At 66.4% G+C, this 24,420-nt stretch carries 22 protein-coding genes; 10 read left to right on the top strand and 12 right to left on the bottom strand.

The genetic code is table 11. The annotated features are described in order from the left end of the window. Window positions 1-60 precede the first annotated feature (60 nt). The 3 genes from hslO (at window position 61) to AC5P8R_RS15030 (ending at window position 5,178) form a co-directional block, all read left to right on the top strand. A complete protein-coding gene (gene hslO / locus AC5P8R_RS15040) occupies window positions 61-954 on the top strand; it encodes an Hsp33 family molecular chaperone HslO (RefSeq protein ID WP_014648070.1) in 894 nt (297 codons plus the stop codon). 116 nt (window positions 955-1,070) lie between these two features. Beyond that, window positions 1,071-1,919 carry an XOO1806 family protein gene (locus AC5P8R_RS15035; protein ID WP_014648071.1) on the top strand — a complete coding sequence of 283 codons (849 nt, stop codon included), beginning with the start codon at window positions 1,071-1,073 and terminating at the stop codon, window positions 1,917-1,919. Window positions 1,920-2,301: 382 nt separating this feature from the next. Continuing rightward, window positions 2,302-5,178, top strand: coding sequence for a TonB-dependent receptor plug domain-containing protein (locus AC5P8R_RS15030; RefSeq protein ID WP_014648072.1), 2,877 nt, complete (start codon window positions 2,302-2,304; stop codon window positions 5,176-5,178). A gap of 141 nt (window positions 5,179-5,319) precedes the next feature. Here AC5P8R_RS15030 and AC5P8R_RS15025 read toward each other — a convergent pair whose 3' ends face one another. Further along, window positions 5,320-5,922, bottom strand: coding sequence for a TetR/AcrR family transcriptional regulator (locus AC5P8R_RS15025; protein WP_005418411.1), 603 nt, complete (start codon window positions 5,920-5,922; stop codon window positions 5,320-5,322). Window positions 5,923-6,075: 153 nt separating this feature from the next. Here AC5P8R_RS15025 and AC5P8R_RS15020 point away from each other — a divergent pair, with 153 nt between their 5' ends. The 3 genes from AC5P8R_RS15020 to AC5P8R_RS15010 all read left to right on the top strand — a co-directional run bounded on the left by AC5P8R_RS15020 (window position 6,076) and on the right by AC5P8R_RS15010 (window position 10,010). Continuing rightward, complete coding sequence (locus AC5P8R_RS15020; protein WP_014648073.1) at window positions 6,076-6,993, top strand: alpha/beta fold hydrolase; 918 nt, start codon at window positions 6,076-6,078, stop codon at window positions 6,991-6,993. Then, window positions 6,990-9,467, top strand: coding sequence for an acyl-CoA dehydrogenase (locus tag AC5P8R_RS15015; RefSeq protein WP_014648074.1), 2,478 nt, complete (start codon window positions 6,990-6,992; stop codon window positions 9,465-9,467). The genes AC5P8R_RS15020 and AC5P8R_RS15015 overlap by 4 nt, the downstream gene beginning before the upstream one ends. A 75-nt stretch (window positions 9,468-9,542) precedes the next feature. Next, window positions 9,543-10,010 (top strand): hotdog fold domain-containing protein, encoded by a 468-nt coding sequence (locus AC5P8R_RS15010; RefSeq protein WP_014648075.1) that lies wholly within the window; start codon window positions 9,543-9,545, stop codon window positions 10,008-10,010. Between the two features lie 486 nt (window positions 10,011-10,496). Here AC5P8R_RS15010 and AC5P8R_RS15005 read toward each other — a convergent pair whose 3' ends face one another. Beyond that, complete coding sequence (locus AC5P8R_RS15005; protein ID WP_032960857.1) at window positions 10,497-10,847, bottom strand: DUF1304 domain-containing protein; 351 nt, start codon at window positions 10,845-10,847, stop codon at window positions 10,497-10,499. Window positions 10,848-10,923: 76 nt separating this feature from the next. Beyond that, on the bottom strand, window positions 10,924-12,252 hold the full coding sequence (locus AC5P8R_RS15000) for an NTP/NDP exchange transporter (protein ID WP_032960854.1): 1,329 nt from the start codon (window positions 12,250-12,252) through the stop codon (window positions 10,924-10,926). A 284-nt stretch (window positions 12,253-12,536) separates the two neighbouring features. On the opposite strand from AC5P8R_RS15000, the gene AC5P8R_RS14995 reads away from it, so the two are divergent. Further along, entirely contained in the window at window positions 12,537-13,937 is a 1,401-nt protein-coding gene (locus AC5P8R_RS14995; protein ID WP_032960851.1) for a serine hydrolase domain-containing protein, read from the top strand. A 102-nt stretch (window positions 13,938-14,039) separates the two neighbouring features. Here the strand turns inward: AC5P8R_RS14995 and AC5P8R_RS14990 are convergent, their stop codons facing one another. Further along, a complete protein-coding gene (locus AC5P8R_RS14990; RefSeq protein ID WP_014648079.1) occupies window positions 14,040-14,798 on the bottom strand; it encodes an SDR family NAD(P)-dependent oxidoreductase in 759 nt (252 codons plus the stop codon). Window positions 14,799-14,912: 114 nt separating this feature from the next. On the opposite strand from AC5P8R_RS14990, the gene AC5P8R_RS14985 reads away from it, so the two are divergent. Then, complete coding sequence (locus AC5P8R_RS14985; RefSeq protein WP_495223589.1) at window positions 14,913-15,806, top strand: LysR family transcriptional regulator; 894 nt, start codon at window positions 14,913-14,915, stop codon at window positions 15,804-15,806. A gap of 124 nt (window positions 15,807-15,930) precedes the next feature. On the opposite strand, the gene AC5P8R_RS14980 is transcribed toward AC5P8R_RS14985, so the two are convergent. The 8 genes from AC5P8R_RS14980 to nudE form a co-directional block, all read right to left on the bottom strand. Next, entirely contained in the window at window positions 15,931-16,425 is a 495-nt protein-coding gene (locus tag AC5P8R_RS14980; protein WP_014648081.1) for a hypothetical protein, read from the bottom strand. A 775-nt stretch (window positions 16,426-17,200) separates the two neighbouring features. Continuing rightward, entirely contained in the window at window positions 17,201-17,596 is a 396-nt protein-coding gene (gcvH, locus tag AC5P8R_RS14975; RefSeq protein WP_014648082.1) for a glycine cleavage system protein GcvH, read from the bottom strand. A 93-nt stretch (window positions 17,597-17,689) separates the two neighbouring features. Continuing rightward, the gene (gene gcvT / locus AC5P8R_RS14970; RefSeq protein ID WP_164077966.1) at window positions 17,690-18,802 is read right to left on the bottom strand and encodes a glycine cleavage system aminomethyltransferase GcvT; all 1,113 of its coding nucleotides are present in this window, start codon (window positions 18,800-18,802) and stop codon (window positions 17,690-17,692) included. Between the two features lie 157 nt (window positions 18,803-18,959). Further along, window positions 18,960-19,262, bottom strand: coding sequence for an Mpo1-like protein (locus tag AC5P8R_RS14965; protein ID WP_014648084.1), 303 nt, complete (start codon window positions 19,260-19,262; stop codon window positions 18,960-18,962). Window positions 19,263-19,480: 218 nt separating this feature from the next. Next, a complete protein-coding gene (locus AC5P8R_RS14960; RefSeq protein ID WP_329890715.1) occupies window positions 19,481-19,810 on the bottom strand; it encodes a YnfA family protein in 330 nt (109 codons plus the stop codon). Beyond that, complete coding sequence (gene mazG, locus AC5P8R_RS14955; RefSeq protein ID WP_126411274.1) at window positions 19,807-20,646, bottom strand: nucleoside triphosphate pyrophosphohydrolase; 840 nt, start codon at window positions 20,644-20,646, stop codon at window positions 19,807-19,809. The genes AC5P8R_RS14960 and mazG overlap by 4 nt, the downstream gene beginning before the upstream one ends. A gap of 13 nt (window positions 20,647-20,659) precedes the next feature. Continuing rightward, the gene (gene cysQ / locus AC5P8R_RS14950; RefSeq protein WP_014038179.1) at window positions 20,660-21,463 is read right to left on the bottom strand and encodes a 3'(2'),5'-bisphosphate nucleotidase CysQ; all 804 of its coding nucleotides are present in this window, start codon (window positions 21,461-21,463) and stop codon (window positions 20,660-20,662) included. Then, window positions 21,460-22,023: an ADP compounds hydrolase NudE gene (gene nudE / locus AC5P8R_RS14945; RefSeq protein ID WP_005418435.1), complete on the bottom strand. Its 564-nt coding sequence runs from the start codon at window positions 22,021-22,023 to the stop codon at window positions 21,460-21,462. Before nudE ends, cysQ begins: the two co-directional genes overlap by 4 nt. A gap of 77 nt (window positions 22,024-22,100) precedes the next feature. Between nudE and bioA the strand changes: the two genes are divergently transcribed. Beyond that, window positions 22,101-23,492, top strand: a complete 1,392-nt coding sequence (gene bioA / locus AC5P8R_RS14940) for an adenosylmethionine--8-amino-7-oxononanoate transaminase (RefSeq protein WP_032959099.1) — start codon at window positions 22,101-22,103, stop codon at window positions 23,490-23,492. Next, a complete protein-coding gene (locus AC5P8R_RS14935; RefSeq protein WP_032959098.1) occupies window positions 23,483-24,220 on the top strand; it encodes a 16S rRNA (uracil(1498)-N(3))-methyltransferase in 738 nt (245 codons plus the stop codon). The genes bioA and AC5P8R_RS14935 overlap by 10 nt, the downstream gene beginning before the upstream one ends. Window positions 24,221-24,420: the final 200 nt, after the last annotated feature.

Genomic DNA, 24,420 nt, shown 5'->3' with positions numbered 1-24,420 from the left:
TCTGTCTGGTTGTCGGCGCATTATCCGGCAACCGCCCCCGTTTACGCGCGATGTGAGCCGATGACCGCCAACTCCGATTCCCTGATCCGTTTCCTGCTCCCCGACGCCGGCGTCCGCGGCGTGCATGTGCACCTGCAGGCCACCTGGCAGGAAATCCTGTCCCACGCCGTGTACCCGGACGCCGCTGCCGAGCTGCTCGGCGAGGCCTGTGTCGCCTCGGCCCTGTTCACCGGCCACACCAAGATCGACGGCCGCCTGTCAGTGCAGCTGCGCAGCAGCACTGCCCTGCGCACCCTGTTCGCCGAATGCACCGCGGGCGGCACCCTGCGTGGCATCGCCCAGCTCAGCGAAGGCGCCGACGCGCCGCGTGACCTGTCCAGCCTCGGCGATGACGCCATCCTCGCCATCACCATCGAGAACCCCGGCCTGGACCCGCGCGAGCCGCAGCGCTACCAGAGCCTGGTCGCGCTGACCGCGCCGGAACTGGACGAGGCCTTCGAGGACTACTTCCGCCAGTCGGAGCAGCTGCCCACCCGCCTGCTGCTGGCGGCCGACCGCAACGGTGCCGCCGGCCTGCTGCTGCAGAAACTGCCGGGCGACGAAGGCGACGAAGATGGCTGGGCGCGCGCCAGCGCCCTGTTCGAGACCCTGGGCAAGGCCGAACTGCTGGCGACCCCGGCCGAGCAGCTGCTGCACCGCCTGTTCCACGAGGAGCGGCCGGAGCTGCTGGGTGAAAAGCCGCTCTCCTTCGCCTGCTCCTGCTCGCGCGAGCGGGTGGCCGGCATGCTGCAGTCGCTGGGGGAAGAGGAGGCCCGAGCGGCCGCCGAGGACACTGGCGCCGTCGAGGTGCGTTGCGAATTCTGCGGACGCGAGTATCACTTTCCATTGACGGAGTTCGGCATACTGTTCCACGGCGCCCAGGGGGCTGTACCGGCGCCTGAACGACTTCAGTGAACGGCAGTCTTGTACCTGGGGAGGATCAAGGCTTGTTAAGAATTCATAAACACCCTAGGATCGAGTTCCCGTCCCCACGGGAACTTCCGTTGTCTGTCCCTGTCTGAACTGGTCCGATGCGTACCTTCCTGCGTCTACCGCTGGCCCTGCTGATCGCCCTTGGCGCGATCACGGGCGTGCATGCGCAGAGCAAGGACACCCGCACCGTGCTGCCGGTCTGGAACAAGGGCAGCGGCAAGGTCGAGGCGCTGCTGTACCTTGAGCCGACCGGCGAACAGGCGGCCGGCGCCCGCTGGCATTTCGGCCGCAACTCGCTGGACGCGGCCTTTGGCCTGTCCTCCGGCGATTCGCTGGGCCTGCTCTGCAACAGCAGCAGCGGCACCAGCATCAGCGGTCTGGCCAGCCATTGCATGCTGGCCAGCCTGGGCGACGAGGATGATCTGAACAGCCGTCGTTTCAGCGGTACCGCCGCGCTGAACCGCGGCAACAGCCGCCTGGGCATCACCGCCGGCACTGGCCGTGAAACCCTGCCCGCCTGGTTGTCGGGCCCGAACAAGACGCCCTCGCTGCGTGCCGAGCAGAACGATCTGACCGTGTTCGCGCAGAAGAACATCGGTCGCGAAGGCTTCGTCTCCATCGCCGGTACCTACGCCAAGGCGCGCCTGGTTCCGCTGGCCGACGCCTCGCCGGCCATCGTCGATCGCTGGGACAGCAAGAGCCTGAGCATCGGCGCCGGTTACGGCAACTTCACCGGCAGCATCATCGGCCGCGTGGTCGACGTCCCGGGCAAGCCCGGCAAGTGGGAAGGCCTGGGCATCGGCCTGACCTGGCGTACCCCGTGGTCCGGCCAGCTCACCGTCGGCGCCGAGAATGTGATCAGCCGCGGCAAGAATCCGTTCTCCCCGCGCAACGAAAGCAACGACGACGGCACCGTGCCGTATGTGCGCTACGAACAGGATCTCTGATCCCGGTAAACAGGCTCAGCAACGATATTCCCAAAGGCGCCGAAAGGCGCCTTTTGCATGTGCAAGCCTGCCGCGCACTTGCGTAACCGGTATCGCCGCTGGGCGATGAAACGCTGCGCACCGACATAGTGAGATACATTTCAATCGAAACTTTTTTCATCATTCTGCGTTAACAAACGAGGCAGAGCGCCCTGACTATGCCGGTAAACTATTGATTGGCATGGGAAAAGCGCATCTTTACCAAAATCACAGGCTTGATTAACACAGCTTTAATTCTTGGCGAACGCCCGTTACTATCGGGTCAGCCTCGCGATTTGGGAGCGCTTTTTCGCTCCCCGCCGGGCATTAACCCCAGCCAAGATTTCTTGGAGAGAGAGAGCCAATGAAACTCAAGTCCAGCCAGCTGCGTGACGCAGTTGTGATCGCGCTTGTCGCCGGTGCCACCACCGCGACGGCCCACGCCCAGGAAGCCACCAACCTCGACCGCATCGAGGTCACCGGTTCGCGCATCCGTCAGGTCGATACCGAAACCGCCCAGCCCGTTCTGAGCATCAGCCGCGCTTCGATCGAGAAGAGCGGTTTCAAGACGGTCGCCGACGTCCTGCAGAACATCGCCGCAGCCGGCAGCCCGGCCATCAGCCGTTCCGAGCCGCTGTCCTCCGGTGAAGCCGTCGGTGGCTTCTACATCGACCTGCGCAACCTCGGCGCCGAACGCACCCTGGTGCTGGTCGACGGCAAGCGCCTCGGCGCCAGCGTCAGCGGCCTGCAGGACGTGTCGCAGATTCCGTCGGCCATCGTCGAGCGCATCGACGTCCTGAAGGACGGCGCGTCGTCGATCTACGGCTCCGACGCGATCGCCGGTGTGATCAACATCATCACCCGCAAGAACTTCCAGGGCCTGGAAGCCAACGCCTACGTCGGCCAGTACGGCGAAGGCGACGGCCAGAAGACCAGCTACGACTTCGTGGCCGGCTTCACCGGTGACCGCGGTTCGATCACCATCGGCGCCGAGTACGCCGAAGAAAAGGAAGTGTGGGCCAAGGATCGCTGGTTCAGCCGTTATCCGCGCACCACCTTCCACCCGGCCCAGAACTGGAGCCCGGTCAGCCAGTGGGGCACCATCATCGATCCGGATACCGATGACTGGCTGGTGCTGAACCGCGGTGGCGACTACCGCGACGTCAACCAGTACCACGACCAGGACTTCGCCGGCATCACCGGTGACACCAGCAACTCCAATACGCAGATGCACCTGCTGACGCCGACCAAGCGTCGCTCGGTGTTCGCCAACGTCCAGTACGACCTGACCGACAACATCCGCTTCGTCTCCGACCTGCTGTACACCCGTCGTGAGTCGCAGGCCCAGGTCGCAGGCTATCCGTTGCAGTCTGCGTCGTATGAGCGCCTGGGTGCCAAGTGGGATGCCGACAGCTACTACAACCCCTTCGGCAAGGACATGGGCTTCATGCGCCGTGGCTGGGAAGTGCCGCGCCTGTCGACCAACAAGCTGACCACCTTCCGCTTCACCGGCGCCCTGCAGGGCAGCTTCCAGTTCAATGACAAGTACTTCGACTGGGAAGCCGGCTACATCTACCAGAACTCGGAGAACCAGCAGAGCCAGACCGGCAACTACAACGTGCTGGCGGTCAATGCCGCCACCGGCCCGTCGTTCTACAACCCGGCCACCGGCCGCGTCGAGTGCGGCACGGCAGCAGGCCTGGTCGATGGCTCCAACCCGATCTATGGCCCGGGCGCCGGCGGCTGCCTGCCGTGGAACCCGGCCATTCCGTACGGCCGTACCGGTGACGGTGGCCTGACCGGCAACCCGGATCTGCAGCAGTTCCTGTTCCCGACCACCAAGAACACCGGTGAAGTCACCACCAAGACCTACTACGCGAACATCGCCGGCAGCCTGTTCACCCTGCCCGCCGGCGACCTGGGCTTCGCGCTGGGTTACGAGTACCGCGAGGACAAGGGTTCGTACAATCCGGACGCCCTGTCGCAGACCGGCTACTCGACCGACCTGGCCGCCGGCCCGACCGGTGGTGGTTACGACGTCAACGAAGTCTATCTGGAGCTGAATGTTCCGATCCTGGCCGACCTGCCGGGTGCCAAGGAACTGAGCTTCAACGCCGCGACGCGCTACTCGAAGTACAGCACCTTCGGCAACACCACCAACAACAAGTTCGGCCTGAAGTGGAAGCCGATCGACCAGCTGCTGGTGCGTGCGACCTACGCCGAAGGCTTCCGTGCGCCGACCATCGACAATCTGTACGGTGGCAGCTCGCAGACCTTCGCGTACTTCACCGATCCGTGCGATACCGACTTCGGTTCGACCGGCCAGCCGGGCGTCGCTGCCCGTTGCGCCGCGGCCATCGGCCCGACCGCCAGCACCTTCCGCCAGCTGCGCCAGGGCTACGTGCCGGCCAGCGGTCCGGATGAGCAGACGCCGGACCCGTTCAACGCCGTCTCCAACCCGAACCTGACTCCGGAAAAGTCCAAGTCCAAGACCGTTGGCCTGGTGTGGAGCCCGACCTTCGCCCAGGGCCTGAACATGAGCCTGGACTGGTGGAACATCAAGATCACCAACACGATCGTCACCGACAGCCCGGATGACCAGCTGAATGACTGCTACGTGCTTGGCATCGCCGAGCGCTGCAACTCGTTCACCCGTGATCCGAACCGTCACAACGTGATCAACCTGACCTACGCACCGCGTAACGCCGGTTACCAGGAAACCGAAGGCTTCGACTTCGACGTGGCGTACCGCTTCGAGACCGACAGCTGGGGTACCTTCAACGCCAACCTGCAGAACAGCTACGTCACCAAGAACGTGCTGAAGACCACCAATGCGCAGCAGGTGCCTGTGTCGATCCTCAATGGCTTCGGCAGCAACTTCCGCCTGCGTTCGAACCTGGTGCTGGGCTGGGAGCGTGGCGACTGGGGCGTGACCTGGGGCACCCGTTACTTCTCCAGCGTCAAGGAGCGTTGCTACTACAGCGACGAGTGCAGCCTGCCGGACTTCGGTTCGCCGGATCCGGTGCGCGACCAGCCGATGAACAAGCGTGGTTCGACCATGTTCCACGACGTCCAGGTTTCCTGGAACGCACCGTGGAATGCGACCATCGCCGTCGGCGCACGTAACGTGTTCGACCACTACGGCCCGCAGATGTACTCGGCACCGAACTCGCAGTTCTCCTACTACGGTGGCTACGACATCGGTCGCTTCATGTACATGCAGTACAAGCAGAAGTTCTGATCGGCACTCTGATCAGCTGATGCAGCAACGGCCCCGCAAGGGGCCGTTGTTCTTTGTGCGCCATGGACGGAGGCTGGCCGGCGCGCAACAAAAAAGGCCGCGGTGTCGCCGCGGCCTTCCTTCGACATCATTCCCGGGCGCTCATCCGTTCGGAATCAGCGTCTCGATCAGATGCTCGACGTACGCTTCGAAATCCTCGCGCGCCTGCTTGGGCTGCTGCAGCTGCAGCGACAACTGCAGGAAGCCGACATAGGCGGCATAGGCCAGGCGCGCGCGATGGCGTGCATCGGTCGAGCTGAGGCCGGCCTGGCGGAACGAGGCGACCAGATAATCGAGGCGGCGCTGCGAGACGCGGTCGATCACCGGCCGCACCATCGGATGATCCAGTGCCTTCAGCAGCTCGCTGTAGATGATGTGCGGCTGCACTTCATGCGCCACCATCTGGAACAGCTGGCGCAGGCGCACGCGCGGATCAGGTACGTCTTCCAGGCTGCCGAACACCTGTTCCTGTTCGAACAGTTCCCAGCGTTCCAGCGCCGCCTGCAGCAATGCATCGCGCGAAGGGAAATGCCAGTAGAAACTGCCCTTGGTGACGCCGAGCCGCCGTGCCAGCGGCTCCACCGCGACGGCGCCGACACCTTGTTCAGCAATCAGATCGAGGGCCGCCTGGGCCCAGTCTTCGGCACTCAGGCGGCTGTTGCGGCCGGCGCGCGGTTCGCCGGCGGAAGCGTCAGGTTGATTCATGGGCTGATTTAACCATACGCCGGGGTTCGTTGCAGTACGCGGTTGCGGTCGAAACCGTCGCAGCCTCCCAGGCGAGGTCCATTCAGGGGACTTCCGCAGCGCACCATACCGTGCAGTATTGACTTCCCCCCGAACCGATCCATACTAGCAAGTATGGTTACGTCCCCACCTCCCGCTGCGTTCCATGACCTGCGCCTGGACGCCGCCCATGGCGCTCGCCTGGCCGCCACCGCCAGCGACCATGGCCGGCGCGGCCGGGTGCTGTTCGCGCATGGCTTCGGCCAGACCCGCCACGCCTGGAATGCCACTGCCCGCGCACTGAATGCCGCCGGCCTGCAGACGCTGGCCTACGACGCCCGCGGCCACGGCGATTCGGACTGGAATGCCGCCAACCTGCCCTATCACGGCGAACAGTTCGCCGATGACCTGATCGTGCTGGCCGGCGAGCAGCCGCGCCCGCCGGTACTGGTTGCCGCATCGATGGGCGGGCTGTTCGGCCTGCTGGCCGAGTCGCGCTGGCCCGGCCTGTTCTCGGCGATGGTGCTGGTCGACATCACCCCGCGCTGGGATACCGCCGGCGTCGAGCGCATCCTCGCCTTCATGACCGCCCATCCCGACGGCTTCGCTTCGCTGGCCCAGGCCGCCGACGTGATCTCGGCGTACATGCCGCACCGTCCGCGCAAATCCGAGCAGTCGCTGCGTGCGCTGCTGCGCGAGGACGGCCGCGGCCGCTGGCGCTGGCACTGGGATCCGCGCCTGGTGGCCGAACTGGCCCGCGACAGCGAACAGCACCAGGACGCACTGGCCGAGGCCGCGCGCCAGGTGAAGTGCCCGCTGCTGCTGGTCAGCGGCGGACGCAGCGACCTGGTCACGCCGCAGACCGTGGCCGAGTTCCTGGCGTTGGCGCCGCATGCGCGCCATGTGCAGCTGCCGCAGGCCACCCATATGGTCGCCGGCGATGACAACGACGCCTTTACCGCTACTGTGTTGGACTATCTGGACGTGTTGCCCGCAGCGGACGCTGCGGCTTCGTCCGCCACAAACGAGCACGTCACCGGAGCACGCTCATGAGCATCGTTCTTCCCTTCCTCGCCCTGCTGCTGGCAGGCGCGTTCGTCGCCTACCACCGCATGCGGCTGGTTACCTGGACGCTGATCAGCGTGGCCCTGCTGGCCGCCTGCTGGTTCATTCCCTACGTCAACCAGACCGCCACGATCGTCGCGGCCGCCGTGTTGGCCGTCATCGCCGTGCCGCTGCTGCTGCCGTTCATCCGCAAGCCGCTGCTGACCGGCCCGATGATGAAGGTGTTCCGCAAGGTGCTGCCGCCGCTGTCGCAGACCGAGCGCATCGCACTGGAAACCGGTTCGGTCGGTTTCGAGGGCGAACTGTTCACCGGTGATCCGGACTGGAACATCCTGCTCAACTATCCCAAGCCGCAGCTGACCGCCGAGGAACAGGCCTTCCTCGATGGCCCGGTGGAAGAGCTGTGCGCGATGGTCAACGACTGGGAAATCACCCATGTCCATGCGGACCTGCCGCCGGAACTGTGGGCCTTCATCAAGAAGAACAAGTTCTTCGGCATGATCATCCCGAAGGAATATGGCGGGCTGGGCTTCTCCGCACTGGCCCACCACAAGGTGATCCAGAAGCTGGCGTCGGTGTCTTCGGTGGTCAGCTCCACCGTCGGCGTGCCCAACTCGCTGGGCCCGGGTGAACTGCTGGTGCATTACGGCACCCAGGAACAGAAGGACCAGTACCTGCCGCGCCTGGCCGATGGCCGCGAAGTGCCCTGCTTCGGCCTGACCGGTCCGTTCGCCGGCTCCGACGCCACCTCGATCCCGGACTACGGCATCGTCTGCAAGGGCGAGTGGAACGGCGAGCAGGTGCTCGGCGTCAAGCTCACCTTCGACAAGCGCTACATCACCCTGGCCCCGGTCGCTTCGCTGATCGGCCTGGCGTTCCGCATGTACGACCCGGATGGCCTGATCGGCGATACCCGCGACATCGGCATCACCCTGGGCCTGCTGCCGCGCGACACCGCCGGCGTTGAAATCGGCCGTCGCCACTTCCCGCTGAACTCGACGTTCCAGAACGGCCCGATCCGCGGCAAGGACGTGTTCATTCCGCTGACCCAGCTGATCGGTGGCGCGGCGATGGCCGGCAAGGGCTGGAACATGCTCAACGAGTGCCTGGCCGTGGGCCGCTCGATCACCCTGCCGTCCACCGCCAGTGGTGGTGCCAAGGCCGGTGCCGCGGTGACCGGCGCCTATGCGCGCATCCGCAAGCAGTTCGGCCTGTCGGTCGGCCGCTTCGAGGGCGTGGAAGAAGCGCTGGCCCGCATCGGCGGCAAGGCGTACAAGATCAGTGCGCTGTCGCAGGCCACCGCCGCCGCGGTTGACCGTGGCGACGTGCCGTCGGTGCCGTCGGCGATCGCCAAGTACCACTGCACCACCATGAGTCGCGAAGTGATCTCGGACATGATGGACGTGATCGGCGGCAAGGGCATCATCCTGGGGCCGCGCAACTTCGCTGGCCGCAGCTGGCAGGCCGCGCCGATCGCGATCACCGTGGAAGGCGCCAACATCATGACCCGCAGCCTGCTGATCTTCGGCCAGGGTGCGATCCTGTGCCACCCGTGGGTGCTGAAGGAAATGAAGGCCGCGCAGGATCCGGATACCCGCGCCGGCCTGCAGGACTTCGACCGCAGCCTGTTCGGTCACATCCGCTTCGGCATCTCCAATGCCGTGCGTTCGTTCTGGTTCGGCCTGACCGGCGCGCGCTTCGGTGCCGCCCCGGGCGACGCCTATACCCGCCGCTACTTCCGCAAGCTGGACCGCTACTCGGCCAACCTGGCGCTGATGGCCGACATCTCGATGATGACCCTCGGCGGCAAGCTGAAGTTCAAGGAATCGCTGTCCGGCCGCCTGGGCGATGTGCTGAGCCACGTCTACATGACCAGCGCCATGCTCAAGCGCTACCACGACGAAGGCGCACCGCAGGCCGACCAGCCGCTGCTGGCCTGGGCCTTCCATGACAGCGTGCACAAGATCGAAGAGTCGCTGTCGGCCGCACTGCGCAACTTCCCGATCCGTCCGATCGGCTGGCTGATGTGGGCACTGATCTTCCCGCTGGGCCGTCGTGCCGAGGCTCCGGGCGATCGCCTGAGCCGTCGTGTCGCCGCCCTGCTGATGGCGCCGAATGAAGCCCGCGACCGTCTGGCCAGTGGCGTGTTCCTGACCCCGTGCGAGAACAACCCGGGCGGCCGTATCAACAGCTACCTGAGCAAGGCGATCATGGCCGAGCCGGTGGAGCGCAAGTTCCTGAAGGCGCTGAAGAGCAAGGGCATCGAGGCGCTGGACTTCAAGGCGCAGCTGGACGAAGCCGTGGCCGAGGGCGTGATCACCCAGGATGAGCGCAGCCTGCTGGAAGAGCTGCGCACGCTGACCCTGGACACCATCAGCGTGGACGACTTCGACACCCACGAACTGCGCGCGGCCAGCTACTACGACCGCCAGCACAAGGACCCGCATTCGCAGGCAGCCTGATCGCCCGCGACACGCGTTGCTTCGACGGCGGGCCTCGGCCCGCCGTCGCTTTATCCGCCGACCGGAATACCCACCATGTCCACGCCCCTGCTCTCGCTTTACCACCGGCTGCAGCGCTGGCCCGCCGGCACCTGGCTGTTCTCGCGCGCGGTGTGCTTCAAGGCGCCCTACTTCGCCAGCATCGCGCCACGCATCACCCGCCTGGAACACGGCCGCTGCGAAGGCACGCTGGCCGACCGCCGCAGGGTGCGCAACCACATCGGCACGGTGCACGCGATCGCGATGTGCAACCTGGCCGAACTGACCGCCGGGTTGATGGTCGATGCATCGCTGCCGAAGGGCATGCGCTGGATCCCGAAGGGGATGCAGGTGCAGTACCTGGCCAAGGCACGTGGCACGCTGCAGGCGGTGGCGTTGCCGGCACAGCCGATTGTCGTCGCGGCCGAGGGCTATGCGCTGCCGGTGACGGTGAGCGTGCGCGACCGTGCGGGCACGGAGGTGTTCAGCGCGGTGATCGACATGTGGTTGTCGCCGGCGAAGTAGGTTCCCGCGAACGGCGCAGCCCCTCGTGGGTGGACGGTTGATCGCGGAAAGCCCTGGTTAGGCTGGGGACGGTGGGTTCGCGGGGGACGCCGTGAACCCATCCCTGGGGGCTTGGCCGCGGCATCCATGCCGCGGACACCCCCGCGACCCCACCGCCCCCAGCCTCGGACGCATCTCTGCGGCGTCCACCCACGCAAGAGAAAAAAGAAGGGCAGAAGCAAAAGCAAAAGCGGCCCACCGGCCGCTTTTTGCTGTTGCTGTTGCTGTTGCTCTTGAACTTCTTTTTCTTCTCCGTGGGCTGGCCGCGCCCTGAAACTGTCAGGGGTGTGGCGGGTGGGCCGTTCAGGGGCGTTGGCGCCATGGATGGCGCCATCGAGCTTACATGGACGTACTTGCAGCGTCCCCTGCACGGCCCACCCGCCACACCCCAACACATGACCCGCTCCACGCGACCAACCCACGAGGGGCTGCGCCGTTGGCTGGAAACTACGCCAGCGCGCGAAACACCAACGCCAGGATCGCCGGCATCGCCTGGATCATGAAAATACGGCGGCTCACGCTGTACGCGCCATAGCACCCCGCCACCACCACGCAGGCCAGCGAGAACGTCACCAGCACCGGCTGATCGATCACCAGCCCCACCACGATGCCTGCCGCCAGGAAGCCGTTGTACAGGCCCTGGTTGGCCGCCAGCACGCGCGTGGCCCCGGCCTTCTCCGGCGTGTTGCGGAAGGTCTTCAGGCCCAGCGGGCGGGTCCACAGGAACATCTCCAGCACCAGGAAATAGACGTGCAGCAGTGCGACCAGCAAGGTCAGGGCGAGTGCGATCCAGTACATGTGCGGTTCCTTGGACAGGGAAGGAGAATGGGGTCAGCGCCCTTTCCTCACGGGAAAGGGCTCTGACCCCGGCAAATCAACGGTCGCGCGGCAGCTTCTTTTCTTCGCGCAGCACGCCGAATGCAGCCAGGGTCATGAAGCCGGCCACCAGCACGCCGCCGATGAACACCACGTGCGAACCGAACAGGGTCAGTGCCTTGTGGATCCAGGTGAACCCCAGGTCCGCGCCGCGGTACACCACGGTGTCGATCGCCGCGCCGGCCTTGTAGCGCCACTGCCGGTCCACGCGCGTGTAGATGGTCTCGCGCGCCGGCTTGGCCAGTGCGAATTCGCTGGCGCGGGTCATCACCTGCACCACCGCGACCATCAGCGGCATCGGCGAGGCTGCCAGCACCGAGAAGCCGATCAGGATCGCGAAACCGGGAATCAGCAGCGCCGGCGCGATGCCGTGGCGCGACAGCAGCCAGCGGGTCAGGCCCACCTGCATCAGCAGCGCCAGCGCGTTCACCGCCAGGTCGATGCGCGAGAAGAACGCGGTACTGGCCGCCGGGTCGGTAAACGCCGCGCGCACGATGCTGGCCTGCTGGTTGTACAGCAGCGTGCCGACGCCCACGCCGAACACCACCATCACCGCCAACCAGCGCAGCAGCGGCTCGCGCACGATCAGTTTCAGGCCGTCCAGCACGCTGCCGCCCATCGGTTGCTCGCCGGACACCAGTTGCTGCTCGCGTTCGCGCAGCACCGCCCAATGCCGCAGCCGCCAGATGCACAACAGGCACACGACCAGGAATGCTGCCGAGACCAGCATCAGGTTGGCGATGCCCACGCGCTGCGCCAGCGCGCTGGTGATCAACGGGCCGAGGAACGCGCCAACGGTGCCGGCCGCACCGATGTAGCCGTAGTAGGCACGCGCCTGTGCGTTGGAGAACACGTCGGCCATGAAGCTCCAGAACACCGCCACCGCGAACAGGTTGAAGACCATCACCCAGAGGAAGAAGGCCATGCCCCGCCCTGGCACGTGACTGTCGAACAGTGCGTAGAACCCCAGCAGGGTGACGATGAAGAAGCCGTACACCATGGGAAGGAATACACGGCGCGGGAAGCGGCTGACCAGCCAGCCGTACACCGGCTGCAGCACCAGCATGATCACGAACACGCAGGAGAACAGGAACTGCAGGACGAAGTCCTTCAACGCGATGCCATGGCTGGCGAACCAGGTGATCAGCACGGGCGGGAACACCGTTTCCAGGTCCGCCGAGGCGGCCATGGCCTCACGCACCGGGCGCAGCACGTAGTAGCCGCTGAGCAGGCAGAAGAAGTACAGGAACGACCACCACAGCGCCGGCGACTCGCGCAGCGCCGCCGCCAGGCCCTGCAGCGGCCCCTTGCCCGATGCAGCGCTCATGCAGCGCCCCTCGCCCACAGACGGCGGTTGGACAGCAGCATGGCAGGCTCCGGGGCGGTGAAGCGCGTACGTTAGCCAATGCACTGCAACATCGCCAGCGTGACGCGCCCTCGCGCCTGCGGACGGACGCGACGACCGGCCTGGACGACACGTTCCGATACACACTTTCGGGGCGTCAAAATTCCAACTTTTTCAACAAGATGCGCATTCATCTTCGCTTTGTTTGTGCACAGGGGAAAAGCGGCGCTAGAATCGCCATCAGCAGTCGCGCACGGGTCCAACCGATGAAAAAGAACAGCCTGCGTCGTCCGATCCGTTCGGCGGCCACCGGTTTGCTGGGCATGTTGATGCCCGTTGCCTTGTCCACCACCGCGCAGACACCGCCGGCGTTGCCGCCGATGCCGACCAACATCGAATCCGCGACGGCTGCCACCGTCGCCCACACCCAGCCTGCGGCCTACCGCACCGGTCTGGTGCCGCGCGTCCAGGCGCCGGCGGCTGGCTTCAACGTCGCCAACATCGAATCGATGGCGCAGCAGCTGACCTATGGCGAGCGCGTGCCAGGCATGGCGGTGGCGATCGTGCAGGGCGGCCGCATTCTCAGCGCGCGTGGCTATGGCGTCACCGACGTCAACAACCCGCTGCCGGTCGATGCGCACACCGTGTTCCGCCTGGCCTCGCTGTCCAAGGCCTTCGCCGGCACCATGGCCGGCCTGCTGGTCAACGACGGCACGCTGCGCTGGGACAGCAAGGTCACCGACTACGTGCCGGGCTTCCGCCTCAATTCGCCCGAAGCCACCGACCGCCTGACCGTGGCCGACGTGCTCAGCCATCGCGTCGGCCTGCCGTACAACGCCTACGACCGCGACATCGAAGGCAACGCCGAGTACTACGCGCTGACCCAGAAGCTGGCCAACACCAGCCTGAAATGCCTGCCGGGCGACTGCTACGCCTACCAGAACGTGGCCTTCAGCCTGATCGGCGACGTTGTCTATGCGGCCTCGGGCAGCTTCTACGAGCAGTCGGTCGAGCGCCGCATCTTCAAGCCGCTGGGCATGAATGATGCCAGCCTCGGCCTGGCCGGCATCCAGGCCAGCTCGCGCTGGGCGCGTCCGCACGTGCGCAGCCGCAACGGCTGGGTCTCGCTGACGCCCAAGCCCACCTATTACCGCGTCGCTCCGGCGGCTGGCGTCAACGCCAGCGCCAGCGACATGGCGCAGTGGCTGCTGGCCCACACCGGCCATCGCCCCGACGTGCTGCCGGCACCGCTGCTGGCCACCCTGCATTCAAGCCTGATCAACACGCCGGGCGAGATGCGTTCGGGCTGGCGCCGTGAGCGCCTGCACTCGGCGGGCTACGCATTGGGTTGGCGTACCTTCGACTACGCCGGCCACGACGTGGTGTTCCATGCAGGTGCCGTGCAGGGCTATCGCGGCCTGGTCGCGCTGGTGCCGGAACGTGACCTCGGCATCGCCATCCTCTGGAATGGCGAAAGCGGCCTGCCCAGCGGCCTGCTGCCGACCGTGCTCGACTCGGCGCTCGGCCTGCCGGCGCAGCGCTGGCTGGATGTGGACACCGACTTCGGCAGCGACAACCTGATGGCCGAGGGCGCAAGCCCGGCGCAGCAGGACAAGCGCAAGGGCAAGGGCGCCTCGGGCAACCGCGCGGTGGCTTCGCCGCGCTGACCAGGCGGGCTCGACCGTGTGTGCGAAGGGCGGCCCATCGGTCGCCCTTTTTGTTGGCCGTTGCAGCGTCGAGCCCATGCTCGGCTCTGCAGTTCCGCAGCGCTAGTGCGCGAAGTAGTGCATGCCGCCGTCCACTGGAATCACCGCACCGGTGATGTAACCCGCCAGCGGCGAGGCCAGGAACGCCACCAGCGGCGCCACTTCCCCCGGTTCACCAAAGCGTCCGATCGGGATGTTGCGGGCAATGAACGCGCGTCTGCTTTCCTCGGTGGGGTGCAGGCGGTCCAGGATCTGCGCGCTGTTGATGCGCCCCGGTGCAATCGCGTTCACCGTGATGCCCTGCCCCGCCACCTCCGACGACAGGCCCTTGCTCCACAGGTGCAATGCCGCCTTCGCCGCGGTGGCCGCGTTCACCGCGCGCGGTTCCATCGAACCGCTGAAATTGATCACCCGTCCCCATGCCTGCGCCTGCATGCCGGGCAACAGCGCCTGGGTCAGCCGTCGTGCGGCGGAGAAGTTCAGGGCGATCGCTTCCTCCCAGATATCGTCATCGGCATCGACCGTGGTCGGCCGGGAACCGCCTGCGGCATTGACCAGGATGTCGACACGCTGCAATGCCTCACGGGATGCGTCCGCGATGTACCGGAGGTCGCCGGCAACCGTGACATCGCCGACCACGATGACCGGTGCAGCGCCGCCTTCGGCTTCGATCCGCGCCGCCAGCGCCTGCAGCGGTGCCCGCTGCCGCGACGTGATGGCAATGCGCACGCCCTGGGCCGCCAGCTGCCTGGCGACGGCGGCACCGATGCCGCTGGCCGCGCCCGTCACCAACGCGGTACGGCCAGCAAGATTCAAGTCCATGGTGTTCTCCTGTCAGCGTGGCCGGCGAATCCGGTCCGTGCACGACATGCTGTTTGATCACCCCTGATTGATAAACTCCACGCAGGTTTCAGCATTCAACACCCGGGGTGTCAGATGAACCTGCTGGAGAGCATGCAGGTCTACGTGCTGATCGTGGACAAGGGCAGCCTCAGTGCGGCAGCCGCGGCGATGGATATCTCGGCAACGATGGCCGGCAAGCACCTGCGCGCATTGGAAGCCCGGCTGGGCATGCAGCTGTTGAGCCGTACCACCCGGCGCCAGCACATGACACCGTTCGGCGAGGACTACTACGCGCGCTGCAAGGAGATCCTGCGCCTGGTGGAGGAAACCGACGCGCAGGCGCAGCACCAGCAGCTCTCACCGGCGGGCACGCTGCGCATCAGCGCACCGGTGATCTTCGGTACACACGCGCTGGTACCGGCGCTGGCCGAGTACATGGCCCGTCATCCGGATGTCCGGGTCGAAGCCACGCTGACCGATCGTGTGGTCGACCTGGCCGAAGAGGGCTTCGAGGCGGCACTGCGCATCGGCACGCTGGCCGACAGCAGCGTGCTGGTGGCCCGAGCACTGGCCCCCTATCGCTTGATGATGTGCGCATCGCCGGCGTATCTGGCCAGGCACGGCACGCCACGCAGCGTGCACGCACTTGCCGGCCATCAATGCCTGTCGTTCGAACCGAGTGCGCTTGCGCAGTGGCTGCAGGACGACGCTGGCGAGCTCGACCACGTGCCCGACGGCCGACTGCAGATCAACAATGGCGAAGCGCTGCGTTCGGCGGCGCTGCATGGCCTTGGCATCGTCCTGCAATCGACGCTGCTGCTGGCCGCCGATGTCGAGGCGGGGCGTCTGGTGCAGCTGTTCCCGGAATACGGTCAGGCCGGTCGGCCGATGCACGTGGTCTATGCGCACGACCGTTACCACTCCACCCGCCTGCGCAGCTTCCTCGACTTCCTGATGGAGCGCTTTCCAGCGACGCCGCACGGCTAGCGCCGACCGTCAGGAAAGCGGTCGAGCCTGGCTCGACTCGACGCTACAAGTGGCCCATAAAAAAACCCCCTCCCCGCTGGGCAGCCAGGGAAGGGGGTTTCAGGATGCGGCTATCGGGAAGTACTTAGATCAGCGGCGCCGGAGTTGCCGGCAGAGCGACCGGAGCGGCCTTCTTCTTGCGGGCGGCCGGCTTGCGCTTGGCAACCTTCTTCGCTGCCTTCTTCGGGGCAGCCTTCTTGGTGGCCTTCTTCGCGGTCTTCTTCACTGCCTTCTTGGCGGTCTTCTTGACGGCCTTCTTGGCAGTGGCCTTCTTCGCGACCTTCTTGGCCGGCTTGCGCGCCGCGGCCTTCTTGGCAGTCTTCTTGGTGGCCTTCTTGGCAACCTTCTTGGTGGCCTTCTTGGCAGCGGACTTCTTGGCTACCTTCTTCGCCGCCTTCTTCACTGCCTTCTTCGCAGTGGTCTTCTTGGCGACCTTCTTCGCAGCCTTCTTCACTGCCTTCTTGGCGGTTGCCTTCTTCGCGACCTTCTTCACTGCCTTCTTGGCAGCGGCCTTCTTCGCGACCTTCTTCACCGCTTTCTTGGCGGCGGGCTTCTTCTTCGCAGCTTTCTTGGTTGCCATGGGATGGCTCCTCGTCAGTGATAGGGAGTTGAAACGCCCAGTTGGATCAAACCCGCGGATGCTGCGTGCGGGGACCGCCGGCGCGTCAGGCGCGCCGTTACGGATGCGGCAATGCCCGCCTCGATCGGCGGAGCGGGCATCGGAACGGGAGTTGCCTTGCATTTCTCCGGGGGAAGCGGGGCCATGTCCACCGTCATCAGGGTCGCGGTGGTCTTAAAGGGGCTGCTTCGCATCGGACGATTGATTCTGCGCACTCGGTTGGGCAGGCAAGGTCTGCTGAGGCGAAACCTAATCACGGTTTTTTTTACTGTCAACAACCCCCGCGAAAAATTTTCACATCCGCGCCTTCCCGGGCGCCGCCGGCGCCACCACTCTGCACGGCCTGCAACGACGGTGGAAGCGGCGCGCACGCACGTTGCCTGCATCGATGCCAATGCAGGCGTTGATCAAAAAACACTTGAAATAAGCACTCCGCGTAGACAGGCGCAGGCAAGGCACAACGGCGTACGCGCATCGTCGGTGGTCACCGGCACCGCCGCCAACGCCAGCACAACGGCGCCGCAACGGGGGGCGAAAAGTTTTCACATTCGAACGCTTCGGCGCGGGGCTGAAACGCGGATTTGCGCAAAACTGCGCACGCCCATCGGCACCGTTCGCCTGTCGGCTGATGCCACGCCGAGGGTGCACAGCGAACCCCGCGTCATGAGTCCGACGCGGTCGCCAAAACAAAAACGGCCACCCGAAGGTGGCCGTTCCAGAATCCGGAAACGACGACTCAGTGGTCGTCGTTCTCCAGGGCTTCGGCGTACGCGTCCGGGTCCAGCAGCTCGTTGACCTCTTCGGCGTTGGTCAGTTCGATCACGAACATCCAGCCTTCGCCGTAGGCATCTTCGTTGATGGTTTCCGGCTTGTCGGACAGGGCCGAGTTGACCTCGACGACCTTGCCGCTGATCGGGCTGTAGACGTCCGAGGCGGCCTTCACCGACTCGACGACGGCGATCTGTTCGCCGGCCTTGGCGTCGGCGCCGACTTCCGGCAGTTCGACGTAGACCAGGTCACCCAGCAGGCCCTGGGCGTGGTCGGAAATACCGACGGTGACGCGGCCATTGCCTTCGACACGGGCCCACTCATGGGACTTGAGGAACTTGAGGTCGCCGGGGATCTCGCTCATGGGACTGCTCCAGAGATATGCAGGGGTGGAAAAAACGGGGCTAGTGTAACCAACCGGCCGCCACTGCTGTCAGTGACGACCGGCACGTTCGGATCAGGCGTCGGCGAGCACGCCGGGCTGGGCCTGGCCTTCGCGCACGAACGGGAACTTGACCACGCGCACCGGCACCTGCCGGCCGCGGATGTCGACGGTGACCTCGCCGAGTTCACCGGCCGGCACGCGGGCGAAGGCGATGCCCTTGGCCAGGGTCGGCGAGAAGGTGCCGGACAGGATCTCGCCCTGGCCGCCAGCGGTGGTCACCGCCTGGCCGTGGCGCAGCACGCCCTTCTCGTCCATCACCAGGCCGATCATCTGGCGCGCGGTGCCGGCGGCCTTCTGCGCCTCCAGCACGTCGCGGCCGATGAAGTCGCGGCCTTCGTCCAGCGACACGGTCCAGGCCAGTGCCGCTTCATACGGGCTGATCTCTTCGTCCATGTCCTGGCCGTACAGGTTCATGCCGGCCTCCAGGCGCAGGGTGTCGCGCGCACCGAGGCCGGCCGGCTTCACGCCTGCCGCCAGCAGGCGGTTCCAGAAGGCGACCACGGCATCCTGCGGCAGCAGGATCTCGAAACCGTCTTCACCGGTGTAGCCGGTGCGGGCGACAAACAACTCGACGCCGTCGTCGGACTGCGCCTGCAGGGCGGCGAAGCGGCCCAGCTTGGTCAGTGCTGCACGGTCGGCATCGCGGGCTAGGCCGATCACGATGTCGCGCGCCTGCGGGCCCTGTACGGCGAGGATGGCCAGGTCCGGGCGCTGCTCGACGGAAACACCGAACGGTGCCGCCTGCTCACGCAGCCAGGCCAGGTCCTTTTCGCGGGTGGAGGCATTGACCACCATGCGGAAGAAATCGTCGCCCAGGTAGTAGACGATCAGGTCGTCGATGACGCCGCCGCGCGGATTCAGCATGCACGAGTACAGGGCCTTGCCAGTCACCTTCAGTTTGTCGATCGAATTGGCCAGCAGGCGGCGCAGGAACGGCTTGACCTGGTCACCGCGCAGGTCGACCACGGTCATGTGACTGACGTCGAACACGCCGGCTTCGCGACGCACCAGGTGGTGTTCGTCCAGCTGCGAGCCGTAGTGGATGGGCATGTCCCAACCCCCGAAATCGACCATCTTGGCGCCAAGGGCGCGGTGGGTATCGTTGAGCAGCGTCTTCTGGGTCATGACCGGTCCGGCAGCAGAGGAAACAGGAATTCCCATTATCCCAGATCGGTCGCCCGCAGGCGTGCCGCAGCGCAGCGGTTCGTGGAAGCGGAAGCGCGGTCCGCCGCGCCCTTTCCCTTTCGGGCGAGGCAATGGCTGCGCTCCCCGCAACCGCCTGTTACAGGCGCACCCGCCCACGCAGGATGTCGACGAACATCACCCAGTCACCCATGAATGAATACAGCGGATGCCGGAAGGTGGCCGGGCGATTCTTCTCGAAGAAGAAGTGGCCGACCCAGGCGAATCCATAACCGCAGAACAACGCGGCCAGCAGGAGCGTCGGCTGGCCGCGCAACACGGCAGCCGCAGCCAGCAGCAGCACTCCGCAGCTGCCGATGAAATGCAGGCGCCGCGAGACCGGGTGGCGGTGCTCGCTGAGATAGAACGGATAGAACTCGCGGAAGCTGGCGAAGCGGGACATGCGCGTGCTCCGGGGGCCGTGGTCACTGCCATCATGCGCCTTACCGGGATGCAGCGCTGCGCGCTTGCGGGGCATGGCCCGGCGGTCGTTGTAGAGCCGAGCCATGCTCGGCTGCCTTGGCCTTTGTAGCGCCAAGCTTGCTCGACTGCTCCCCGGAGAAGCAGCCGAGCATGGCTCGGCTCTACAAAAGGGTGGGCGCGGTCGAGCCTGGCTCGACGCTACACCGGGGGCATGCGCGGACCGAACATGATCACCGCCATGCCGGCCAGGCACAGGGCTGCACCGAACAGGTCCCAGCGGCTGGGGCGGATGCCGTCGACCAGCCACAACCAGAACAGCGCGGTGCCGATGTACACGCCACCGTAGGCGGCATAGACCCGTCCACTGGCAGTCGGGTGCAGAGTCAGCAGCCAGGCGAACAGGGCCAGGCTGGCCGCGGCCGGCAGCAGCAACCAGACGCTGCCTCCCTTGCGCAGCCACAACCATGGCAGGTAACAGCCGACGATCTCGGCCAGCGCGGTCAGCAGGAACAGGCCAAGCGTCTTCACGCTTTTTCTGCTGCCTTGGCGTGCTGCCACAGCGCTTCCTGCGCATCCAGGTCCAGTGCCGCCAACGCCTCCCCCTGCGCCTCGGCCTGCGCTTCCATCGCGCGGAAGCGCCGCTCGAACTTGTGGTTGGCCCCGCGCAGTGCGGCGCCCAGATCGATATCGGCGTGCCGGGCCAGGTTGGCGCAGACGAACAGCAGGTCGCCCAGTTCTTCCTGCAGGCGCGCCTTGTTGCCCGCGATATCGCCGCGCTCGAATTCCTCGCGCAGCTCCTGCAGCTCCTCGGCCGCCTTGTCCAGCACAGGCAGCGGGCCCGGCCAGTCGAAACCGACCCTGGCCGCGCGCGACTGGAGCTTCACGGCGCGCTGCCATTCCGGCAGGCCACGCGAGATACCGGCCAGTGCGGAGGTGTCCTGCTCGCCCTTGGCGGCACGCTCGGCGCGCTTGATCGCGTCCCAGTTGCGCATCACCCCGTCGGCATCGTCGACGCTGACATCGGCAAACACATGCGGGTGACGGCGCTGCATCTTGTCGCTGATCGCACGTGCGACATCGGCGAAGGCAAATGCCCCCTGCTCCTCGGCCATGCGTGCGTGGAACACCACCTGCAGCAGCAGGTCGCCGAGCTCGTCGCAGAGATCGTCGAGGTCGCCGCGGTCGATCGCATCGGCCACCTCGTAGGCTTCCTCGATGGTGTACGGGGCAATGGTCGAGAAGTCCTGCTCCAGGTCCCATGGGCAACCTCCCTGCGGGTCGCGCAGGCGCGCCATGATGACCAGCAGGCGTTCCAGTTGACGGCTTGCCTCGCTGCCGGTGGCAGGGGTGTCGTGCGCGCTCATGCGGCCTCCAGGTTCAGTCGGACAACCAGTCGCGCCACGGCAGGCTGGTATCACCAAGGGCAATGAAATCGCCGTTCAACAGCGTTTCGCGGCGGTTGTAACGGAACGGCTTGCCGGTCGCGGCCGACAGCACCGCGCCACCCGCCGCATGCAGCACGCACTGGCCGGCGGCGGTATCCCATTCAGAGGTCGGGCCGAGCCGCGGATAGACATCCAGGCCGCCTTCGGCGATCCGGCAGAATTTCAGCGACGATCCCTGCGCGATGGTCTCGATGCGGCCCATGCGCGCCAGCAGCGCCTCGGTTTCCGGCGAACGGTGCGATCGGCTGGCGGCGACGCGCAGCGGAGCAGTGGCCGGCGTGCGGGTGCGCAGCACGGTGTCGTGCAGACCCTGCCGCCGATAGGCCAGTTCCCCGCGCATGGCATGCCAGACAATGCCGGTGACCGGCGCCAGCACCACGCCGAATGCCGGTGCGCCCTGGTAGATCAAGGCAATGTTGACGCTGAACTCACCGTTGCGCTTGACGAACTCGCGGGTGCCGTCGAGCGGGTCCACCAGCCAGTAGGCGCCCCAGTGGCGGCGCTGCTCCCAGCCCACCTGCGCCGATTCCTCGGACAGGATCGGCAGGTCCGGGGTCAGCTGGCGCAGGCCCAGTTCAATGACCTGGTTGGCGGCCAGGTCAGCTGCGGTGACCGGGCTGTTGTCGTCCTTGATCTGCACGTCGAAGCCATCGGCATACACCTGCATGATGGCCTGTCCGGCTTCCTGGGCGATGGCGATGGCGGTCTCGCGCAGGTCCGTCGTCAGCTTGATCATCGCGTTCCCTGCAGCCACTGGCGGGCAATGAACAGCGCCGCCAGCGAGCGTCCCTCTGAGAAGTCCTCGCGCAGCATCAGCTGGTCCAGTTCGGCCAGCTTCCACGGCACCACTTCCAGCTCCTCCGGCTCGTCGCCGGCCAGTTTTTCCGGGTACAGGTCGCGCGCCACCACCAGCCACGACTGGTGGCTCATGTAGGTCGGGGCCAGGGTCATCGCGCGCAGCACGTCGACCCGGCGCGCACCATAACCGGCCTCTTCCTTCAGTTCGCGGTCGGCCGCCTGCTCGGGCGTCTCGCCGGCATCGATCCGGCCCTTCACCAGCCCCAGTTCGTAACGGTGCATGCCAGCGGCGTATTCACGTACCAGCAGCACGGTCTCGTCGTCGAGCATCGGCACCACCACCACCGCACCGTGCCCACGGCTGACCAGGCGCTCGAAGCGGCGGCGTTCGCCGTTGGAGAACTCCAGGTCCAGGTGCTGGCGCTGGAAGGGGCCGTTCTCCTCATCGGTGATTCGATGGATGATCGGCAAGCGACGGCCGGCACGGTCATCGTTCATGCGGAATCTCCGCGGCGACCGGCGGCTGCGCCGGGGCCGATAGAATGTGCAGGCAGCAACATGTTCATGAGCCCGAAATGCTAGCAGACCCAACCCCCTCCCCGCTGGCCCGCCACTGGCGGCAGCGCGACCTGCAGGTGCTGTGGCACCCGTGCACGCAGATGCGTGAGCATCCGGACACCCTGCCGCTGGTACCGATTGCCCGTGGCGAAGGCGCGTGGCTGATCGACCACGACGGCAACCGCTATCTGGACGCGGTCAGCAGCTGGTGGACCAATCTGTTCGGTCATGCCGAACCGCGCATCGGTGGTGCCATCGCTGCCCAGGCCGGGCAGCTGGAACAGGTGATGCTCGCCGGTTTCGGCCACGAGCCGGCGATCACCCTGGCCGAACGCCTGCTGGCACTGGCGCCACGCCAGGCCGGCCGCGAACCGCTGGCCAAGGTGTTCTACGCCGACAACGGGTCCGCCGGCGTGGAAGTGGCGCTGAAGATGGCCTTCCAGTACTTCCAGAACCGCGGAGAGCCCCGGCGCACGCGCTTCATCGCGCTCGAGAACGGCTACCACGGCGAAACCCTGGGCGCGCTGGCGCTGGGTGACATTCCGCTGTACCGCCGCGTCTATGCGCCGCTGCTGGCCGAGGGCCTGTTCGCGCCGTCGCCCGATGCCTACCTGGCCGAACCGGGCCAGAGCGCGGCCGATCGCGCACGGCAGGCGGCCGATGGCCTGGCCACGCTGTTCGACCAGCACCCGGGCGAGGTCTGCGCGGTGATCCTGGAACCGCGCCTGCAGTGTGCCGGCGGCATGCGCATGCATGACCCGGTCTACCTGCAGCGCGTGCGCGAACTGTGCGATGCCCATGGCGCGTTCATGATCGCCGACGAGATCGCCACCGGCTTCGGCCGCACCGGCACCCTGTTCGCCTGCGAGCAGGCCGGGGTGATGCCGGACCTGATGTGCCTGTCCAAGGGCCTGACCGGCGGCTTCCTGCCACTGGCCGCCGTACTGGCGACGCAGGCGCTGTATGACGCCTTCCTCGACGACTCGCGCGAGCGCGCCTTCCTGCATTCGCACAGTTACACCGGCAACCCGCTGGCCTGCGCCGCGGCGCTGGCGACGCTGGACATCTTCCGCGACGACGATGTGATCGCGCGCAACCGGGGCATCGCCTCGGTGATGGGCACGCTGGCGGCACCGTTTGCCGACCACCCGCACGTGGCCGACGTGCGCCAGGCCGGCATGGTGGTGGCGTTCGAGCTGTCGCGCGACGGCAACAAGCGCACGCCGTTCGACCCGGGCCTGCGGCTGGGCCTGCAGGCCTACAAGGCCGCCCTCAAGCGCGGCGTGGTGCTGCGCCCGCTGGGCGACGTGCTGTACTGGATGCCACCCTACTGCGTGGACGACGAACAACTGGAGCTGCTGGCGCACACTACGCTGGCGGCCATCGACGAGGCGATTGCATGCGCGTGACCCGCTGCCCCATCGACCTGGCGCTGCACAGCGGCCAGACCGTGACCCTGCCGGAAGAGACCGCCAACCACCTGGTGCGGGTGATGCGCCTGCGCGAAGGCGATACCTGCGTGCTGTTCAACGGCGATGGCCACGACTACAGCGCGACGCTGACCGTGGCCGGCAAGCGCGAGGTGCAGGTCCGCATCGACGCCGTGCAGGCCATCGACAACGAATCCCCGCTGGCGATCACCCTGCTGCAGGGCATCGCCCGTGGCGAGAAGATGGACCTGATCCTGCAGAAGGCCACCGAGCTGGGCGTGGCCGCGATCATTCCGGTCAACGCCGAGCGCACCGAGGTGAAGCTGGACGCGGCACGGGCGGAAAAGCGCGTGGCGCACTGGAACAACGTGGTGACCTCGGCCTGCGGCCAGTCCGGGCGCGCGCGCATTCCGCCGGTAGGTTCGCCGCTGTCGCTGGCGCAGGCTGCGGCGGCGCTGCCAGCCGATTCGCTGCGGCTGACCCTGGATCCGCAGGGAGCACATCGCCTGTCGACGCTGGAAGCCGCTCCCGCTGGCGGCATCGTGATTGCAATCGGCCCGGAAGGCGGCTGGTCGCCACGCGACCGCGATCAACTGGCCGCGGCGGGATTCCAGGGGCTGCAACTGGGGCCGCGGATCCTGCGCACGGAAACGGCCGGACTGGCCGCGATCGCGGCGTTGCAGGCGCGGTTGGGCGATCTGGGGTAAGGCTGATTCGTGGTAGTGCCGGCCGCTGGCCGGCATCCACGGGATCATGAGGTTGCCGGCCAGCGGCCGGCACTACCGGGAACCCGACCGGCGGATTGCCGATCAGGCCGCCAGCGGATGTCGACGCTGGAAGCCGCTCCCGCTGGCGGCATCGTGATTGCAATCGGCGGGATTCCAGGGGCTGCAACTGGGCCCGCGGA

It is taken from the genome of Stenotrophomonas sp. YJH_SMC_73, assembly GCF_059370155.1.
The sequence above is the reverse complement of the archived record's forward strand: the minus strand, read 5'-3'. Positions and strand labels throughout refer to the sequence as shown.

What these genes read in the sequence shown, in the direction of transcription:
- AC5P8R_RS15000 (WP_032960854.1), bottom strand. Translation starts at nt 12,252, where the DNA reads ATGAGCGCTGCATCGGGCAAGGGGCCGCTGCAGGGCCTGGCGGCGGCG.
- AC5P8R_RS15015 (WP_014648074.1), top strand. Translation starts at nt 6,990, where the DNA reads ATGAGCATCGTTCTTCCCTTCCTCGCCCTGCTGCTGGCAGGCGCGTTC.
- AC5P8R_RS15030 (WP_014648072.1), top strand. Translation starts at nt 2,302, where the DNA reads ATGAAACTCAAGTCCAGCCAGCTGCGTGACGCAGTTGTGATCGCGCTT.
- AC5P8R_RS15025 (WP_005418411.1), bottom strand. Translation starts at nt 5,922, where the DNA reads ATGAATCAACCTGACGCTTCCGCCGGCGAACCGCGCGCCGGCCGCAAC.
- bioA (WP_032959099.1), top strand. Translation starts at nt 22,101, where the DNA reads ATGCTAGCAGACCCAACCCCCTCCCCGCTGGCCCGCCACTGGCGGCAG.
- gcvH (WP_014648082.1), bottom strand. Translation starts at nt 17,596, where the DNA reads ATGAGCGAGATCCCCGGCGACCTCAAGTTCCTCAAGTCCCATGAGTGG.
- AC5P8R_RS14995 (WP_032960851.1), top strand. Translation starts at nt 12,537, where the DNA reads ATGAAAAAGAACAGCCTGCGTCGTCCGATCCGTTCGGCGGCCACCGGT.
- cysQ (WP_014038179.1), bottom strand. Translation starts at nt 21,463, where the DNA reads ATGATCAAGCTGACGACGGACCTGCGCGAGACCGCCATCGCCATCGCC.
- AC5P8R_RS14965 (WP_014648084.1), bottom strand. Translation starts at nt 19,262, where the DNA reads ATGTCCCGCTTCGCCAGCTTCCGCGAGTTCTATCCGTTCTATCTCAGC.
- AC5P8R_RS15020 (WP_014648073.1), top strand. Translation starts at nt 6,076, where the DNA reads ATGGTTACGTCCCCACCTCCCGCTGCGTTCCATGACCTGCGCCTGGAC.
- AC5P8R_RS15010 (WP_014648075.1), top strand. Translation starts at nt 9,543, where the DNA reads ATGTCCACGCCCCTGCTCTCGCTTTACCACCGGCTGCAGCGCTGGCCC.
- AC5P8R_RS14985 (WP_495223589.1), top strand. Translation starts at nt 14,913, where the DNA reads ATGAACCTGCTGGAGAGCATGCAGGTCTACGTGCTGATCGTGGACAAG.
- AC5P8R_RS14990 (WP_014648079.1), bottom strand. Translation starts at nt 14,798, where the DNA reads ATGGACTTGAATCTTGCTGGCCGTACCGCGTTGGTGACGGGCGCGGCC.
- AC5P8R_RS15035 (WP_014648071.1), top strand. Translation starts at nt 1,071, where the DNA reads ATGCGTACCTTCCTGCGTCTACCGCTGGCCCTGCTGATCGCCCTTGGC.
- AC5P8R_RS14980 (WP_014648081.1), bottom strand. Translation starts at nt 16,425, where the DNA reads ATGGCAACCAAGAAAGCTGCGAAGAAGAAGCCCGCCGCCAAGAAAGCG.
- nudE (WP_005418435.1), bottom strand. Translation starts at nt 22,023, where the DNA reads ATGAACGATGACCGTGCCGGCCGTCGCTTGCCGATCATCCATCGAATC.
- AC5P8R_RS15005 (WP_032960857.1), bottom strand. Translation starts at nt 10,847, where the DNA reads ATGTACTGGATCGCACTCGCCCTGACCTTGCTGGTCGCACTGCTGCAC.
- hslO (WP_014648070.1), top strand. Translation starts at nt 61, where the DNA reads ATGACCGCCAACTCCGATTCCCTGATCCGTTTCCTGCTCCCCGACGCC.
- AC5P8R_RS14935 (WP_032959098.1), top strand. Translation starts at nt 23,483, where the DNA reads ATGCGCGTGACCCGCTGCCCCATCGACCTGGCGCTGCACAGCGGCCAG.
- gcvT (WP_164077966.1), bottom strand. Translation starts at nt 18,802, where the DNA reads ATGACCCAGAAGACGCTGCTCAACGATACCCACCGCGCCCTTGGCGCC.
- mazG (WP_126411274.1), bottom strand. Translation starts at nt 20,646, where the DNA reads ATGAGCGCGCACGACACCCCTGCCACCGGCAGCGAGGCAAGCCGTCAA.